Source organism: Chitinophaga sp. SVR4-12A, from assembly GCF_056754765.1.
In genome coordinates this window covers 735,426-751,786 of the sequence record NZ_JBPGWP010000001.1, presented here as the reverse complement: position 1 = coordinate 751,786, position 16,361 = coordinate 735,426, and the positions used below count along the sequence as shown (strand labels likewise).

The following is a 16,361-nucleotide window of genomic DNA, read 5'->3' as shown; positions in this document are numbered from 1 at the left end:
GCTACCATTGCTGCATTTACTTACGACTTACGACTAACGACTAACGACTAACAACTGACGACTAACGACTAACGACTCACGACTTACGACTTATGACTTACAACTGTCAACTGACAACTGTCAACTAACAACTGAAATATGAGGCCGCTTACTGCCGCTGAACTGATGGATCACTGGGAAACCGGTCTACAGCAATCACTCCTGGACAGATCGCTCCGCCTGCTGGCAACGGCATGTGCCACTGACCCGGAACAGATAGCTGCCCTGAGCATTGGCGAACGGGACGCGCGCCTGCTGCAACTGCGCGAATGGATCTTTGGCCCCCGCTTGTTGAACACGGCCTGGTGCCCGCATTGCGCCGAACAGGTAGAATGGGAAGCATCTGTACAGCAGCTGCGCCTGCAGCCTTGCCTGCAATCAGACGCTTTGACCAGCCGCTCCCTGGAAACATCCGGGTATACCATCCATTACCGCCTGCCCAATACGCTCGATATCTGTGCCGCCTATACGAACGAAGCAGCGCTTCTCCAACGTTGTATCCTGGAGATACAGCCCGCCGGTATACAAAGCCTGCCGGATCATGTCACCGATGCGCTCATGCAACGTATGAGCGTAGAAGATCCGCAGGCCGATATACGGATGCTGTTAAGCTGTCCGGCATGCGAACATCAATGGGAAGCATTATTCGATATTGCCAGCTATCTGTGGGCAGAGCTGCATCAATGGGCCCTGCGCCTGCTGCAGGAAGTAAGCCTGCTGGCAAGGGCCTTCGGCTGGTCTGAAAAAGATATACTGAACATGAGCGCGCAACGCCGTCAGCTCTACCTGGAAATGATCTGATCATGGCTAACTTCATCAGCAACCTGATAGCCCGTCATACTACCGCTGCCAGCTATGTAATGCCCCGGCTCAGGGGACGGTTTGAATCACAGCCCGGTCCCGCTGAGGAGGTCATGCCTGCCTGGTTGCCGGGGAACGTTACGCCTCCGGCCGATCATACACAGGCTGCATCAAATGCGCTTCGGGAAGGCCCCACGCGGATAAGTACGTCGCCGGAACCGCCCACACCGGAAAATGAAGAACCGGTGGTAGCTCCGCCTGCGAACCGTACTGTGGCCCCGCCTGAAACGTTGCTGTCACTGGTTACACCTCCGGCAGCAGCCCTTCCGGCAGATCATCCTGATCCCATGCCCATAGGAGGAGCAGTGAACAATCTTTTTGCGAAGCATCCACCCACTGAAAGCAGTGCGCCCGATACACCGTCCACCTCTCCTGCTCAAACGCAGGCTGCCGCTGTCCGCCCGCTTTATTTCAGTATCCAGCCACCCGGACAACAAGGCATTGCGCCGGCTCCTCATAACGGGAACGGACCTACCGGATCTCCTCAGTGGTTCAACCATTTTTCTCCTGACCGGAATATGCAACGTTCAGGTCAGTATTCCCTTGCGGCATCAGCACCACAGCCGGTGATCAAAGTATCTATCGGCCGCATCGATGTAAGGGCCCTGACGCAGCCTGCAGCTGCAAAATCCGGCACGGCCGGTAAACCGGCAATGTCGCTGGACGACTTTCTTAAAAAAAGAAGTGGAGGTACATCATGAGCACGGCGCTTGCTATTGCATCAGTAACACAGGTATTGAAAGACCTGCTGAATGACGGTTTGATCAATCATGATGTAACGGGCGTCATCGGCTCTACCGTACTGGTAACCGCCCTGCCGCCGGATCGTATTGATACCAGCACCACCAATGAACAGAGCCAGCTGAACCTGTTCATGTACCAGGCCACTACTAATCCGGGCTGGCGTAACAACGGCTTTCCCGCATTTGATTCCGCCGGTACACGTACCGGTAATCCGCCCCTGGCGCTGGACCTGCACTATGTGTTATCAGCCTATGGCAGCAGTGAGCTGCACATGGAAATATTGCTGGGCCACGGTATGCAGCTCCTGCATGAAACACCGGTGCTGGCCCGCGACGCAATTCGCCGATCCTTAACGCCACCGGTAGGAGGGGTGAACACCGGCGACCTGCCACTCTCGCTCAGAGCCCTTTCTACTTCCAACCTGGCAGACCAGGTAGAGCAGATCAAGATCAGTCCTGAAGAGATGAACCTCGAAGAGATCTCCAAGCTCTGGACCGCCTTCGGCGCAAAATACAGGCCCACCGCAGCATACCATATCTCTGTGGTGCTGATAGAAAGCCAGCGCTCTACCAAAGCTGCTTTGCCTGTACAGGCCCGCAATATTTATGTGATCCCTTTCAAGCAACCGGTGATCAACAAGGTAGGCGCACAATCCGGTCCTGCTGCGCCAGTGTTGTTTGATCAGAAGATACTGGCTGGTTACCGCATCGTATTACAGGGTTACCAGTTCAAAAATGACATTGTGCTCGTGAATGTAGGCGGTATTGAAGTAACGCCGGCTATAGCAGATATCAGCGATACTTCCATCACGTTTACACTGCCGCCGTCTTTACCGGCCGGCGTTCATGGCATACAGGTAATACATCCCACATTAATGGGCTCTCCCTTGCAGCCGCATACGGGTGTTTCCTCCCGTTCGGAAGCTTTTGTATTAAGTCCGCGTATCGTATCCAGCCAGGTGCTGAATGTAACGGGTTCCGGTAATGCGCCCAGGTCGGCCACGGTACGCCTGCAGTTAAGCCCGGACGTAACAGACACCCAACGCATCATGCTGCTGTTAAATGAACTAAACCCGCCTGTTCCCGGCGTACCGCCGCGGGCCTATAGTTTTCAGCTGCTGATGTCTACCGTGTTAAGTCCGCCTGGTTCGCTTGATATCATCAATATCCCGATTACAGGCGTAAGGGCAGGCACCTACCTGGTACGTGTACAGGTAGACGGAGCAGAAAGCCCGCTGGGCGCCGCTCCCAATGGCAATTATAACTCACCCCTGATCACGATACCATGAGCGCCGCTTCCATCACATGGCATGATGCCAATCAGCGTTACCTGATGGCATCCGTTCGACTGGCTAAGCTGACGCTGGAACTGTACCATCCTGCGCCGGAGGCAGGCGCGCCGGAAGACACAAACCGCCACATCCAGCTGGAGCAGGCACTGAACGAAGTGGAAGCAGCGGCGCAGCAAATGCCTGACACCGCCGCGCTGGATACACTGGTAAAAGTATTAGGGCTTTCCGCCTTTGAAAAGAATATACTGTTGCTTTGCGCAGGCGTGGAGCTGGATAGCAGCCTGGCTACATTGATCGCACGCCTTCACGGCAACGCTTCCCTCATCCTGCCTTCCTTCGGCCTGGCGCTGGCCGTTCTTCCGGAAGCGCACTGGAGCGCACTATCGCCTAACGCGCCCTTACGCTACTGGCGCCTGATAGAACTGATGAATGAACAGCTGGTATCTAAAAGTCCGCTGAAGATAGATGAACAGATCCTGCACTTTCTTACCGGCGTGCAACATCTGGACGAGCGCTTATCAGGCCTGGTAGAACCTGCGCCCGCAGGCGAAAGCCTGGCGTCTTCCCACATTGAGCTGGCCAACCGCATTCTGCATAGCTACTCGCAGCATTTTGCGCCCGGCGGCTTGCCGCTGATCCAGCTGGGGGGCGATAATCATATGGATAAAGAGGCCATTGCGGGCTACATCGCCTCCCGTTTGGGCATGTACCTGTATACGATCCCGGTATACGCTATTCCGACCGCTGCCCGCGATATTAATGAGCTGACGCGTTTATGGAGCCGTGAAGCAGCGTTGAAAGCCTGCGCCATCTTCCTGGACTATACCACACTGGACCCAACGGATAAGATGCGTGTGCAGGCAGTGAATAGTTTTATGGAGCATGTGCAGGGCATTATCATCGTCAGTACCGGGCAGGCAAGCCCTAAAACAAGAAGGGAAACGATCGCTTACGAAATAGCAAAGCCTACATCACAGGAGCAGGCGGATTTGTGGATGGCCCAGCTGGGTGATACCGGCCGCTTATTGAACGGGCAGATGGACAGGATAGTGGCGCAGTTCAACCTGAGCGCCCGCACCATCAGTATTGCCGGAGCAGCTGCACTGGCACAGTTATCCGAAGGGGATGATAAAACACAGCTCTTACCGCTGCTCTGGAAAACCTGTTGCAAACATACGCGTCCGCATATCGATGAACTGGCCCAACGCATTGAGCCGGCGGCAGGCTGGGAAGATATTGTGCTGCCTGCTGCGCAGAAAGATCTCCTGAAAGAGATCGCCATGCAGGTGAAGCAGCGAAATAAAGTATACCAGGATTGGGGATTCGCCTCCCGTAGTTCCCGTGGACTGGGTATCACGGCGCTGTTCTCAGGAGAAAGCGGCACCGGTAAGACCATGGCCTCAGAAGTGCTGGCCGGAGAACTGGAGCTGGATCTCTACCGGGTAGACCTCAGCCAGGTGATCAACAAGTATGTGGGCGAAACAGAAAAGAACCTCAAACAGATCTTCGATGCAGCAGAAGACGGCGGCGCTATCCTCCTGTTCGACGAAGCCGACGCACTGTTCGGCAAAAGGAGCGAGGTGCGCGACAGCCACGACCGCTACGCCAATATAGAAGTGAGCTACCTGCTGCAGCGCATGGAAGCCTACCGCGGACTGGCTATTCTCACCACCAACATGAAAAGTACGATGGATAAAGCCTGGATGCGCCGTATTCGTTTTATCGTACAATTTCCTTTCCCGGATGCGGCACAACGGGCCGAGATCTGGCGCCGCGCTTTTCCTGCCAGCACGCCAGTGGCAGAGCTGCAGCTGGACAAGCTGGCCCGTCTCAATATCGCAGGCGGCAATATCCGCAACATTGCGATGAACGCCGCTTTTATTGCAGCGGATGAAGGCAGGCCGGTAGATATGTCGCATATCTCCCGCGCTGCCCGCAGTGAATATAATAAACTGGAAAAACCATTGATCAACGCAGAATTAGGAACATGGTAACACCTCCCAACATAGAGCTGCATATAGAAGAGCTGGTGCTGCACGGCTTCCAGCCGGGCGATCGCCAGCGTATAGGCCTGGCCGTACAGCAGGAGCTTACGCGCCTGTTCACGGAACAGGGCCTGCCGCAGGGACTGTATTCCGGCGGGGCGATACCGTCACTGGATGCAGGAAGTTTTCAGCATGCTCTCAATGCCAAACCGGCTGGCGTAGGGCAGCAGATCGCAAATAGTGTATATAGTGGTCTTCATCCTCCGTCATTGCGAGGCAGCACGAAGCCATAAGCATACCCCCCTCCTCGCAATGACGGGGAAGAAAGACCGGGGTGCCTTGTTGCTTAGCAACGCCCTTACTCAAACTTCAAACTTGCGAATTCATGTCTACATTTCCCGGATCTCCTCATCTCATAAAAGGCGGCATTGTGCTTATCAATCCAGACACATCTGCCGTAGAACGGATCATCACCCTGCAATACAATCCTGATACCCTTACCCGCACTTTGCAGGTACAGAGCATCAGCACTGATTCCAACAATCGTTCACAGGCCCTGCGCCTTACCGGTCCGCCGGTAGAAACACTGAAGCTGGATGCGGAGATAGATGCAACTGATCAATTGCAGGTAGCCGATGCCGTTACCGTGAAAGTAGGCATACAGCCGCAGCTGGCAGCGCTGGAAACTATCATCTATCCCAAAAGCTCGCAGCTGCTTTCGAATAACAGCATGGCCAGCATGGGCGCATTGGAGATCGCTTCCATGGAATCGCCGCTTACGCTGTTCATCTGGAACAAAAACCGCATCCTGCCTGTGCGCATTACAGATTTCAGCATCACGGAAGAAGCCTTTGATGTGAACCTGAACCCCATCCGGGCCAAAGTGAGCCTGGGCATGCGGGTGCTCAGCATAGACGACCTGGGCTTTGATCATAAAGGAGGCAGCCTGTTTATGAGCTATCATCAGAACAAAGAACGCCTGGCAGGCATGTTCGCTTCCGGTAACCTCACTGAACTGGGCATAAACGTAATACCATGAACACGCAGTTATTACAGAACCTGCTGCAGGCAGGTAATCTGCCGGTGAATAATTTCGCCGTTAACAGCCGCTATTACCGTACCGGTACGGCCACTATGGATGAACCCAATGGCAGGAAGATCATTTACCTGCGCCGCCGTATGGTGCCTTCTCCCGACAGGTTTGTATTGTTACAGGAGTATGTGGTGAGGGAAGGAGACCGGCTGGATAATATCGCCGCTACACAGATCGGCAATCCTGAACAGTTCTGGCAGATCGCAGACGCCAACAACGCTATCAAACCAGAAGAGCTGACAGATGAAATCGGCGTCCGGCTGCGCATCACACAAGCGGAAAACCTGACTGGCTTCTGATATGCTGAAAGGAAAAGTAACCCTGAACCTGCTGATAGGCCCCGTAGTACCGGTTCCGGTTCCCAAAGAAGTGGTGGATGCGCTTGTGAGCGTGGAAGCAACTACAACGGCCGGCGGTGAAAGCGGTTTTCAGCTGATCTTCAACTTCAGCAGCAAATCGCCTTTGAATACGCTGCTGCTCCTACTGGGGCAGGTAGGTCCTTTTATCCGGGTCATCATCATCATCACGGTGAACGGCACACCGCATGTACTAATGGATGGCATGGTGGTGAATCACCAGCTCACGCCGAATGTACAGACAGGGCAGTCTACTTTTACGGTGACCGGTGCTGATCTGACCAGCGTGATGAACTATGTTGACTTCACCGGCTTCCCTTACCCCTGTATGCCGCCGGAGGCAAGGGTGGCGCTGATCATCGCAAAGTATGCCATCTTCGGTATGGTGCCCCTGGTGATCCCCAGCCTTTTTACAGATGTGCCGGTGCCCACGCAACGTATTCCCACGCACCGTGGAAAAGATCTCGAATATATCAATGAGCTGGCCAGGGCAGTAGGTTATGTGTTCTACATAGAGCCGGGCCCTGCACCGGGCATGAACATTGCCTATTGGGGCCCTGAAATAAAAGTAGGCATTCCGCAACCCGCGCTGAACGTTAACATGGACGCACATACGAATGTGGAATCGCTCAATTTCAGCTTCAACGGCTCTTCCAAAACAATGCCCATTGTCTTTATACAGATCGAGGAAGCGCATACCGCTATTCCTATTCCCATACCGGATATTGGCCCCCTGAACCCGCCGCTGGCAGCGCTGCCGCCCATCCCTGTTAATTTTCCTATGCTGCCGGATACAGCCAGTCTGAATCCCATCCAGGCAGTGGCCTTAGGACTGGCAGAAGCAGCCCGTTCTGCAGATGCGGTGACGGGTACCGGTTCGCTCAATGTGCTGCGTTACGGTCACGTACTAAAGGCAAGAGCGCTGGTAGGTGTGCGGGGAGCAGGCCTCGCCTTTGATGGTCTTTACTTTGTAAAGCAGGTAAAGCACAAGATAGAGCGGGGAAAATACACCCAGGACTTTACCATCACCCGGAACGGTTTACTGCCTACAGTGCCTTTGGTTCCGGCATGATCAACGATATATTTTATGAACGAGTCAACAGAAAGAAAATTCTACGGCAAGCATCGCGGTACAGTGCTCAACAATATTGACCCTATGCAGAAAGCCAGGTTGCTGGTGCAGGTACCTGATGTGCTGGGCCTCGGTATTTCCAGCTGGGCCATGCCTTGTGTGCCGCTGGCCGGTATCCAGATGGGATCATTTGTAGTGCCCATCATCGGCTCACTGGTATGGGTGGAATTTGAAGGCGGTAATCCCGATTATCCCATCTGGTCGGGATGCTTCTGGGGCTCTGCCGGAGAAATACCGGCCCTCGCGCTGGCAGGGATCCCTGCCTCGCCGAATATCGTGTTCCAGACGCAGGCGCAGAACACGCTGGTGGTGAGCGACCTGCCCGGACCTACCGGTGGCATCATGCTGAAAAGCACTACCGGCGCGTCTATCATCGTGAACGATACGGGTATCTATATCCAGAATGGAAAAGGGGCCAGCATAGTGATGGTAGGTCCCGCAGTAACGATCAATAACGGCGCGCTCGCCATTACATAATTGCATATGCCCGGACCTTTATTACACGTTGGCGCTACCGTGCAATGCGCACATGCGGGGCCCGCAATGCCTACTTCTCCCAACCCGAGGGTGCTGGTGAGCGGTATGCCCATCGTAACACAGCCCGCGCATTATACCGTAGCCGGCTGTCCTTTCAATGTATCCGGCGCACCCAGTCCGTGTGTAACGGCGCAGTGGATCACTGGCGCCGTTCGTGTAACCTCCAACGGTATGCCCGTATTGCTGATGGATAGCCAGGCGATCTGTGCACCCAACGGTACCCCGTTAATGATACTATCTGCACAAACACGGGTTATCGGGACATAATAAATTAATAATGAATAATTAAGAATTAATAATCACAAGGCAGGAGTTCTCTGCAAACACTTGCATTGTGGCCATTCAATTATCATAATTATTCATTACAGGATATTGCTGGCTTCACCAGATACTTGTTCTGGGATTATTAATTATTCATTCTTAATTATTAATTAAAAGGATGAACATCGCATTTCCCTACCAGTTCGATAACAAAGGCAACACCGCGGAAACAGACAACGACCGTCACATCCGCGACCTGATCGAACAAGTGCTTTTCACGGCTCCCGGCGAGCGCGTGAACCATCCCGATTTTGGCAGTGGCCTGCTGCAGCTGGTATTTGAGCCTAACGGCGACGAGCTGGCCATTACCACCCAGTTCCTTGTACAGGGCGCATTGCAGCAGTGGCTGGGCGACCTGATAGAAGTAAATGATGTACAGGTGCAAAACCTTGATTCCACCCTTCGGGTCACCGTGGTATATACCGTAAGACGTACCCGGGAACAGAACGTAGCGCAGTTTTCACGTTAACGTGTATTTGGTAAGCACACTGCGTTGTGATTATTAATTCTTAATTATTCATTATTAATTGAATGGAATACTTCTGCTGTAATGATGCCAGGCGCAACCAGGTGATGGAACATCCCACCATCAACGGCATTGACTTCCTGGAAGTGCTGGACAATCCTGCAGATCCGCTGCCGGTACGGCAAACTACGCTGTACGTGCATTTCCTGAAAGATATTGTGCCGGGCAGCCTGAGCGAAAAGAATGTGGTTATCGCCGGTGGCGAACGTATCAAGGATATTAAGGTGACTTCCGTGAGCATCGGCCTCGTGCTGTCGCCGCCCGCTTCACCGCCCAACCCGGATGCGGGCAAGATCCTGGTGGTACGGGTAGAGGCAGCGGGGGATTTCTCCACCTATACCCTCCACCTGGTAGCTGATGCCGCTAACAGTGACGCCCCTACGGGATATGACCCTGTACTGTCTTCGGTCGACTTCTCCTTTAAGGTGCTTTGTGGCAATGATTTTGACTGCAAACCGCAGTTCTCCTGTGCACCGGTGCCACCGCCGGCGCCGGAGCTGAACTACCTGGCCAAGGACTATGCTACTTTCCGCCAGTTGATGCTGGACCGCCTCAACCTGCTGATACCGCAGTGGAAGGAGCGTAACATCGCAGACGAAGGAATTGCATTGGTAGAGCTCCTGGCCTATGCAGGCGATTATCTCAGCTATCAGCAGGATGCCATCGCCACAGAAGCCTACCTGGGCACGGCCCGCAGGCGTGTGTCTGTACGCCGTCACGCCCGCCTCATAGATTATTTTGTGCACGACGGCTGCAATGCCCGTACCTGGGCACACATAGAAATAGCAGACGGTATCACCGGTTTGCTGCTCCAGCAAGAAAACATTTACGGCATCACGAAGGTCCTGACACGTACCAGCGCCATACCGGCGGCCTTCCGTTCTGACAGCAAAGAATTCCAGGGCGCTATGAATGAAGGCGCGCTGGTGTTTGAGCTGATGCATGATATTATGCTGGACTACCGGCATAACCGCATGGAGTTCTACACCTGGAAAGACAGCCAGTGCTGCCTGCCGCGGGGAGCTACCAGCGCTACCTTAAAAGGCAACCTGGCGGCCCTGCAGCCAGGCATGATACTGATCCTCGCAGAAGTGCTGGGGCCACAGACAGGAGAGCCAGGAGATGCAGATCCTACTCACCGGCACCCGGTACGCCTCAGCAATGCCAGGGTGGTAGAAGACCCGCTGGACAATCAGCCGGTCACCATCATACAATGGCAAGCGGCCGATGCGCTGCCTTTTCCGCTGTGCATCTCCACCAAGAATGAAAGAGGAGAATTCCCCAACGTCAGCCTCGCATTAGGCAATAACGTGCTGGCCGATCATGGCATGACCACGGAATTTTCACTGGATCCTGTGCCTTCACCGCGTTTAAGCCTGAGCGTGCCCGAAGGCGATCCCTGCGAGATCCCCGAAACATCCACTATACCTTTACGGTATTATCCCAAACTTAAATTTGGCCCCGTGACCCAGGTGGCGCCTTATCAGCAGGATGCTGCGCTCACCGCACGGCAATGGTCCATGCGCGATGTGCTGCCGGCTATACAGCTGCTGGAAGCCGGATCCCCACATGCCTGGTCGCCACAGCGCGACCTGCTGAACAGCAAGCCTGCCGACCTGCACTTCGTAGTGGAAGTGGAGAACGACGGCACCGCTTACGTACGCTTCGGCGACGACCTGCTGGGCAAACGCCCGGCGCCCGGAACAGATTTTACGGTGCGCTGCAGGATCGGTAACGGCATTAACGGCAACATCGGCATACAGCCCAAAGTATACCTGGTATCTGACGACCCGGACATTACCGGCGTAAATGAAAAGATAAAGGCAGTATCCATGCCGCTGCCCGCCATCGGCGCTATGGACCAGGAGAGCATGCAGATGGTGCGGCAAAAAGCGCCTAACGCTTTCCGCAAACAGGAACGCGCCGTCACCCTCGAAGATTATGAGAACCTTACCAAAAGCGTGGATCAAACCGTGCAGCGCAGCGCGGCCACCTTCCGCTGGACCGGTAGCTGGAGAACAGTTTTCCTGACAGTAGACCGCCTGGGAGGCGAAGCGATAGCCGCTGATTTCGAAACACAGATGCGGCAGAAACTGGAACGTTACCGCATGGCAGGGCACGACCTGGAGGTGAACAGCCCTGTGTATATCTCACTGGAGATTGAAATGAAGGTATGCGTGAATGAACATTATTTCCGGAGCGATGTGCAGGCGGCCCTCTTACAGATCTTCAGCAACCGTGATCTGCCGCAGGGCGGCAGAGGCCTTTTCCATCCTGATAATTTCAGCTTTGGTCAAACCGTATACCTGAGCCCCTTATATGCTGCCGCACAACAAACGCCCGGCGTGGACGCGGTAGAGATTACGAAATTCAACCGCCAGGGCAGAACGGATAATGTAGCATTGGATAAAGGCGAGCTGACGTTATCACGTCTTGAAATTGCCCGCCTGGATAACGATCCTAATTTCCCTGAGCACGGGGTGTTCAGGTTGATAATGAATGGAGGAAAGTAAGGGTCTTCTATCCCGTCATTGCGATGAGCAGTAAAGTTTTTTGTGCATGGGCCCAAGCTCAAACAAATTATTTGTTATGACTGACACTTGTAACTGCTGCACCGGTCTCCTAACCGGTACCCCTTTACAGATCTATAACCGGCCAGGTTTACAGGCCATCGCCTACCGCGCCGGTACCTACGCCACTTTTAGAGACAGCCTGCTGGCCCGCTTATCGGGCGCAGATCAGCATGCGCTGCTGCACCTTACCGCCAGGAACAATGATGACTTCACCATTGCTTTGCTGGATGCCTGGTCGGCCATGGGAGAGGTGCTCACCTTTTACCAGGAGCGCATCGCCAACGAATCTTACCTGCGAACTGCTACAGAGCGCTTTTCTGTACTGGAGCAGGCCCGCCTGATCGGTTATGAGCTGCGCCCGGGAGCGGCAGCAGGTACGTTTCTTGCCTTTACGCTGGAAGACGCGCCCGGTGCACTGGGCCCCCTGTTAAGTACCAGCACCTCGCAGAACCCCCTTGAAGGGCTGCCTCCCATTACCATCGACGCCGGTGTGAAGATCCAGAGCATCCCGGGCCCGGGAGAACAACCCCAAACCTTTGAAACGATAGCGCCCATAGAAGCGAGGCCGCAGTGGAATGCCATCAGGCCGCGTTTAAAACAGCTGCAGCAGCTTACGCTGGACAAAGGCCTGGTGATATTAGACGGCGCCGCTAATGACCTTAAAAAGGGCGATATACTGCTATTATCCCAAACCGTTTCAGGCCTGCAGATCCTGAAAATGAAAAAAGTATTGTCCGCTACCATAGACACCGATGCGAAAACCACCCGCGTTGAACTATCCAGCGGCAGTGTGCAGCTGCCCGCTTTTGTTCGCCCGGTACAGGCATCAGGCGATATCAATATCTTCAATAATAAGGAACAACTGGATGAATCCGTGATCTCGCAGATCATCTTTAATAACTGGAAAGAAGAAGACCTGGCCGTGCTGCTGCAAACAAAGAAATGGTCTGCACATGACCTGGTAGCCGGCATTGTTAAAACACAAGCGGCCCGGCAGGCATCCATCAGCACGCAGGACATCTTCGTGTTCCGCAAACAGGCAGCCATCTTTGGCTACAACGCCCCTAAGGAGCCTTTTACTAACGGTACGACCCCTACGCCGCCGTCTCAGTGGACAGAATGGTACCTTGACCAGGAAGAGGCAGACGGCAGGGTATTCCTGGATAATGCATATGAAGAGATCCTGGCAGGAAGTTTTATCGGCCTGCAGAAAGGCGGGAAAAATATAGAGGAGGTTCCCGTTTTCAAAATTCAGCAAACGGTGATCCGCCCGCGCACAGCCTATGGCATGAGCGGCAAGACCACGCAGATCAGCATCCCCATGCAATGGAAAGATGTTGTAGGCAGTAACGTACATTATCCGCCACAAGTGATCACCATTGATAGTACGATGGTTTTGGCAGCTGCGATATTCATCAACCAGCCCGCTGTCAGCCAGCTGTCTATCTTCCGTGATGTCACCGCCTATGCACAGAGCGTGCGCCTCGCCCTTGCAGAGCTGCCGGTAGAAGATGTGGTATCAGGCGATAACATTACCCTGAATAATTACTACCCCGGCCTGAAAACAGGCCAGCTGGTGATCGTTACCGGCGACCGTGCCGATCTCAAAGGCGCTACTACCAGCGAGATGATGACCATCAGGGAAGTATTGGTGGAAGGCGGTTATACCGTGCTTGTATTCACGGCCTCGCTCACATATACGTATACACGCAGCACCGTGAACGTGAATGCGAATGTGGCCCCTGCCACCCATGGAGAAACAGTGCAGGAAGTGTTAGGCAGCGGAGATGCCGCCAAAGCCTTCCAGCAATTTACATTGCGCCAGCCACCGCTTACCTATACCAGGGGCGCTTCTGCCAGCGGGGTACAATCCACGCTGGAGATCCGCGTGAATGACCTGCTCTGGAAAGAAGTGCCCAACTTTTTGGACAGAGGGCCTGATGAACGGATCTATATTACCCGCCGTGATGACGACGGTAAAACCACCGTTACCTTCGGTGATGGCATCACCGGCGCCCGCCTTCCTACCGGACAAGAAAATGTAAAAGCAAAATACCGGAAAGGCATCGGCATCAGCGGCGCGGTAAAGGCCAACCAGTTGTCACAGCTGGTATCACGTCCACTGGGTGTTAAATCAGCGGTCAATCCCGTGCCTGCCATTGATGCAGCTGATCCTGAACAACTGGCGGATGCACGCCGTAATGCGCCCCTGACCATCCTTACACTGGATCGCATCGTATCGTTGCTGGACTATGAAGATTTTGCCCGCGCCTACACCGGTGTAGAAAAAGCACTGGCCACCTGGACCTGGCAGGGACAGAAGCGTACTATCTTCATTACCGTTGCCGGTGCAGGCGGCGCCGCCATTAAAACAGACAGCGAACTGTATAAGAACCTGCTGGATGCCATCCGTAAAGCCGGTGATCCACGCGTTACCGTTACGCTGGCTACCTATGTGCCGCAGTTCTTCCGGCTCTCCGCCAATCTCAAGATCGACCCGGATTATATCACAGATAAAGTGTTAAGCGCAGTAAGCGCCAGCCTGCAGAACGCTTTCTCTTTCGCAGCACGCGGCTTTGGCCAGGCAGTGCATTATAGCGAAGTAGTAGCGGTGATACAGGCCGTAGAAGGAGTGATCGCGGTAGACATCGATACCCTGTACCGCGCAGATGATCCCTCCCCCGATCTTAATTATACCATCCCTGCATCCATGCCCGTAACTACCGACGGTAATGTTACAGCGGCAGAACTGCTGTTGCTGGACCACCGCCACCTCGATCTTAAAGTGATCATATGAGCTTCGATAAAGAAAGACTGTACAAGCTGCTGCCCTCGCTGTACCGCATTCGCGACCAGGAAACAGCCAATGCCCTGTTCCCGGGAGCAGAGCGCCCGGGGCCACTGAAAGAGCTGCTCTCGCTGATAGCAGAACAGATCGCCGTGCTGGAAGAGAACTTTGAACAGCTGTATGATGATCAGTTCATAGAAACCTGCGCAGAATGGGTAGTGCCCTATATCGGCGACCTGGTAGGCGCGCGTGGCCTGATCGTTTTCCCCAATGCACCCTTTACCCAGCGCGCACAGGTGGCCAATACCATCCAGTACAGGCGCCGCAAAGGAACTGCCGCTGTGCTGGAACAGCTGGTGCATGATGTGACCGGCTGGGACTCCAATGTAGTGGAATATTTTACCCTGCTGGCCACTACCCAGTATCTCAATCACCTGCGCCCGGAGAACCTGTCTGTCACCGGCTTACAACAGGGAGACCTGCTGGAGTTCATCAACACGCCTTTCGATAAGACCGCCCGCACAGCTGATGTGCGCAACATTGAACGCAAAAGAGGCCGCTATAATATTCCCGATATCGGCATCTGGCTGTGGCGGCTGGCCAGTCATCCCTTACTGCAGTCACCGGCCTTCCGGCTAGACGACAGAAGATATAAATTCAACGCGCTGGGCATGGATACGCCATTGTACAACCGCAGCGAATCAGAAGACGAGATCACGCACCTGGCAGGCCCGGAGAATGTGCCGGTACCGCTCAGCCGCCGGCGGATGGCCGCTGCTCCTGCCACGTTCTATGGTGTGAACGGCAGTGTGCTGATTTATGTAGACGGCTCACCGCTGTTGTTGTCTGATAACATTTCCATCTGTAATCTCAGTGATCTTTTGGATCCGGGGGGCAACGTGATCGGCTGGGCCAATATGCCGGCGTCTAAAATAGCCATTGATCCTGTGCTGGGCCGCATTGCCTTCCCTGCCTTACAAGCGCCGCCGGCAAATGTGAAAGTGGATTACTACTATGGTTTCAGCGCAGAAATGGGCGGGGGCACCTACGGCAGAACCAACACTTTCGCGACCGGGCTTGAACAGGAAGGCCTGGTGAGAGTGCCCACGGATAAAGCCACCATCCAGGAAGCCCTGCTGGAACTGGCGCCCACTGGCGGTGTCATTGAAATAGAAAACAGCAACTACTACATAGAAACACCGGCGATCAGTTTAACCGCCGGTACGAAAATAGAGATCCGTGGCAGGGAAGAGGCGAGGCCCGTATTGGTACTGGCCGGTGATATGGATATATCCGGCGAGGCCAACACGGAAGTATCGCTGAATGGTTTGCTGGTGATCGGCGGCAACCTGCATATCCCTTTGCAGAATGCTGCCGGCAATGATAACCAGCTTGCTTTACTGCATATACAACATTGTACGCTGGCGCCCGGCGCTACACAAGCCATCGGCTCAGTAGCGGCACAGGCTTCCCAGCCAAGACTGGTAGTGGAGGCGCCCGGGTCAACAGTGCACATCAGCCAATCTATCTGCGGCGCCATACGCGCAACAGAAGGCGCCAGCATCCATATCAGCGACAGCATCATTGACGCTACCAGCGAATACGAAGTAGCCTATGCAGGGCTGAACGGCACAGATCCGGGCGCGGTGCTCAATGTGCAGAACACCACTATCATCGGGAAGGTCAACACCCGCATCATGGAGATGGCTTCCAACACTATCTTCTATGCCAGCCTGCAGGCCGGTGATGCATGGATCTACCCCGTTGCGGCAGAGCGCCTGCAACAGGGCTGCGTACGTTTTTCTTACCTGCCGCCCGGACACAATCTGCCCCGCCCATACCGCTGCCAGCCTGCAACACCGGAAGATGCAGCCAGGGTAAGACCGGTGTTCACGTCCCTGCGGTATGGAGACGCGGGGTACTGCCAGCTGAGCGCGCACAGCGCAACAGAGATCCGGCAGGGAGCAGATGATGAAGCGGAAATGGGCGTCTTTCATAACCTGTATCAACCACAACGGGAAGCTAACTTACGTGTAAGGTTAAACGAATATCTCCGCTTTGGGTTGGAAGCAGGAATATTTTACGCTTCTTAAAATAATCTAAACTTATAGGAGG

14 protein-coding genes are annotated in these 16,361 nt (G+C 54.3%); all 14 read left to right on the top strand.

The window, feature by feature from the left end:
• The first annotated feature begins 138 nt into the window (after positions 1-138).
• The 14 genes from ACR9Y8_RS02940 to ACR9Y8_RS02875 all read left to right on the top strand — a co-directional run bounded on the left by ACR9Y8_RS02940 (position 139) and on the right by ACR9Y8_RS02875 (position 16,339).
• Positions 139-840: a T4 family baseplate hub assembly chaperone gene (locus ACR9Y8_RS02940; RefSeq protein WP_481211734.1), complete on the top strand. Its 702-nt coding sequence runs from the start codon at positions 139-141 to the stop codon at positions 838-840.
• A 2-nt stretch (positions 841-842) separates the two neighbouring features.
• The gene (locus ACR9Y8_RS02935) at positions 843-1,601 is read left to right on the top strand and encodes a hypothetical protein (protein WP_481211733.1); all 759 of its coding nucleotides are present in this window, start codon (positions 843-845) and stop codon (positions 1,599-1,601) included.
• Complete coding sequence (locus ACR9Y8_RS02930; RefSeq protein ID WP_481211732.1) at positions 1,598-2,932, top strand: Pvc16 family protein; 1,335 nt, start codon at positions 1,598-1,600, stop codon at positions 2,930-2,932. Before ACR9Y8_RS02935 ends, ACR9Y8_RS02930 begins: the two co-directional genes overlap by 4 nt.
• Positions 2,929-4,929: an ATP-binding protein gene (locus ACR9Y8_RS02925; RefSeq protein ID WP_481211731.1), complete on the top strand. Its 2,001-nt coding sequence runs from the start codon at positions 2,929-2,931 to the stop codon at positions 4,927-4,929. Before ACR9Y8_RS02930 ends, ACR9Y8_RS02925 begins: the two co-directional genes overlap by 4 nt.
• Positions 4,923-5,213 carry a hypothetical protein gene (locus ACR9Y8_RS02920; protein WP_481211730.1) on the top strand — a complete coding sequence of 97 codons (291 nt, stop codon included), beginning with the start codon at positions 4,923-4,925 and terminating at the stop codon, positions 5,211-5,213. The genes ACR9Y8_RS02925 and ACR9Y8_RS02920 overlap by 7 nt, the downstream gene beginning before the upstream one ends.
• Before the next feature lie 92 nt (positions 5,214-5,305).
• Positions 5,306-5,959: a hypothetical protein gene (locus ACR9Y8_RS02915; protein ID WP_481211729.1), complete on the top strand. Its 654-nt coding sequence runs from the start codon at positions 5,306-5,308 to the stop codon at positions 5,957-5,959.
• Complete coding sequence (locus tag ACR9Y8_RS02910; RefSeq protein WP_481211728.1) at positions 5,956-6,312, top strand: hypothetical protein; 357 nt, start codon at positions 5,956-5,958, stop codon at positions 6,310-6,312. The genes ACR9Y8_RS02915 and ACR9Y8_RS02910 overlap by 4 nt, the downstream gene beginning before the upstream one ends.
• Before the next feature lies 1 nt (position 6,313).
• Entirely contained in the window at positions 6,314-7,441 is a 1,128-nt protein-coding gene (locus ACR9Y8_RS02905; protein WP_481211727.1) for a hypothetical protein, read from the top strand.
• A gap of 15 nt (positions 7,442-7,456) precedes the next feature.
• Positions 7,457-7,978: a phage baseplate assembly protein V gene (locus ACR9Y8_RS02900; protein WP_481211726.1), complete on the top strand. Its 522-nt coding sequence runs from the start codon at positions 7,457-7,459 to the stop codon at positions 7,976-7,978.
• A 6-nt stretch (positions 7,979-7,984) separates the two neighbouring features.
• Positions 7,985-8,305 carry a hypothetical protein gene (locus ACR9Y8_RS02895; protein WP_481211725.1) on the top strand — a complete coding sequence of 107 codons (321 nt, stop codon included), beginning with the start codon at positions 7,985-7,987 and terminating at the stop codon, positions 8,303-8,305.
• 172 nt (positions 8,306-8,477) lie between these two features.
• Positions 8,478-8,828, top strand: coding sequence for a GPW/gp25 family protein (locus ACR9Y8_RS02890; RefSeq protein WP_481211724.1), 351 nt, complete (start codon positions 8,478-8,480; stop codon positions 8,826-8,828).
• A 62-nt stretch (positions 8,829-8,890) separates the two neighbouring features.
• Positions 8,891-11,398 carry a putative baseplate assembly protein gene (locus tag ACR9Y8_RS02885; RefSeq protein ID WP_481211723.1) on the top strand — a complete coding sequence of 836 codons (2,508 nt, stop codon included), beginning with the start codon at positions 8,891-8,893 and terminating at the stop codon, positions 11,396-11,398.
• Between the two features lie 76 nt (positions 11,399-11,474).
• Positions 11,475-14,255, top strand: coding sequence for a putative baseplate assembly protein (locus tag ACR9Y8_RS02880; RefSeq protein WP_481211722.1), 2,781 nt, complete (start codon positions 11,475-11,477; stop codon positions 14,253-14,255).
• Positions 14,252-16,339: a hypothetical protein gene (locus ACR9Y8_RS02875; protein WP_481211721.1), complete on the top strand. Its 2,088-nt coding sequence runs from the start codon at positions 14,252-14,254 to the stop codon at positions 16,337-16,339. The genes ACR9Y8_RS02880 and ACR9Y8_RS02875 overlap by 4 nt, the downstream gene beginning before the upstream one ends.
• Positions 16,340-16,361 lie beyond the last annotated feature (22 nt).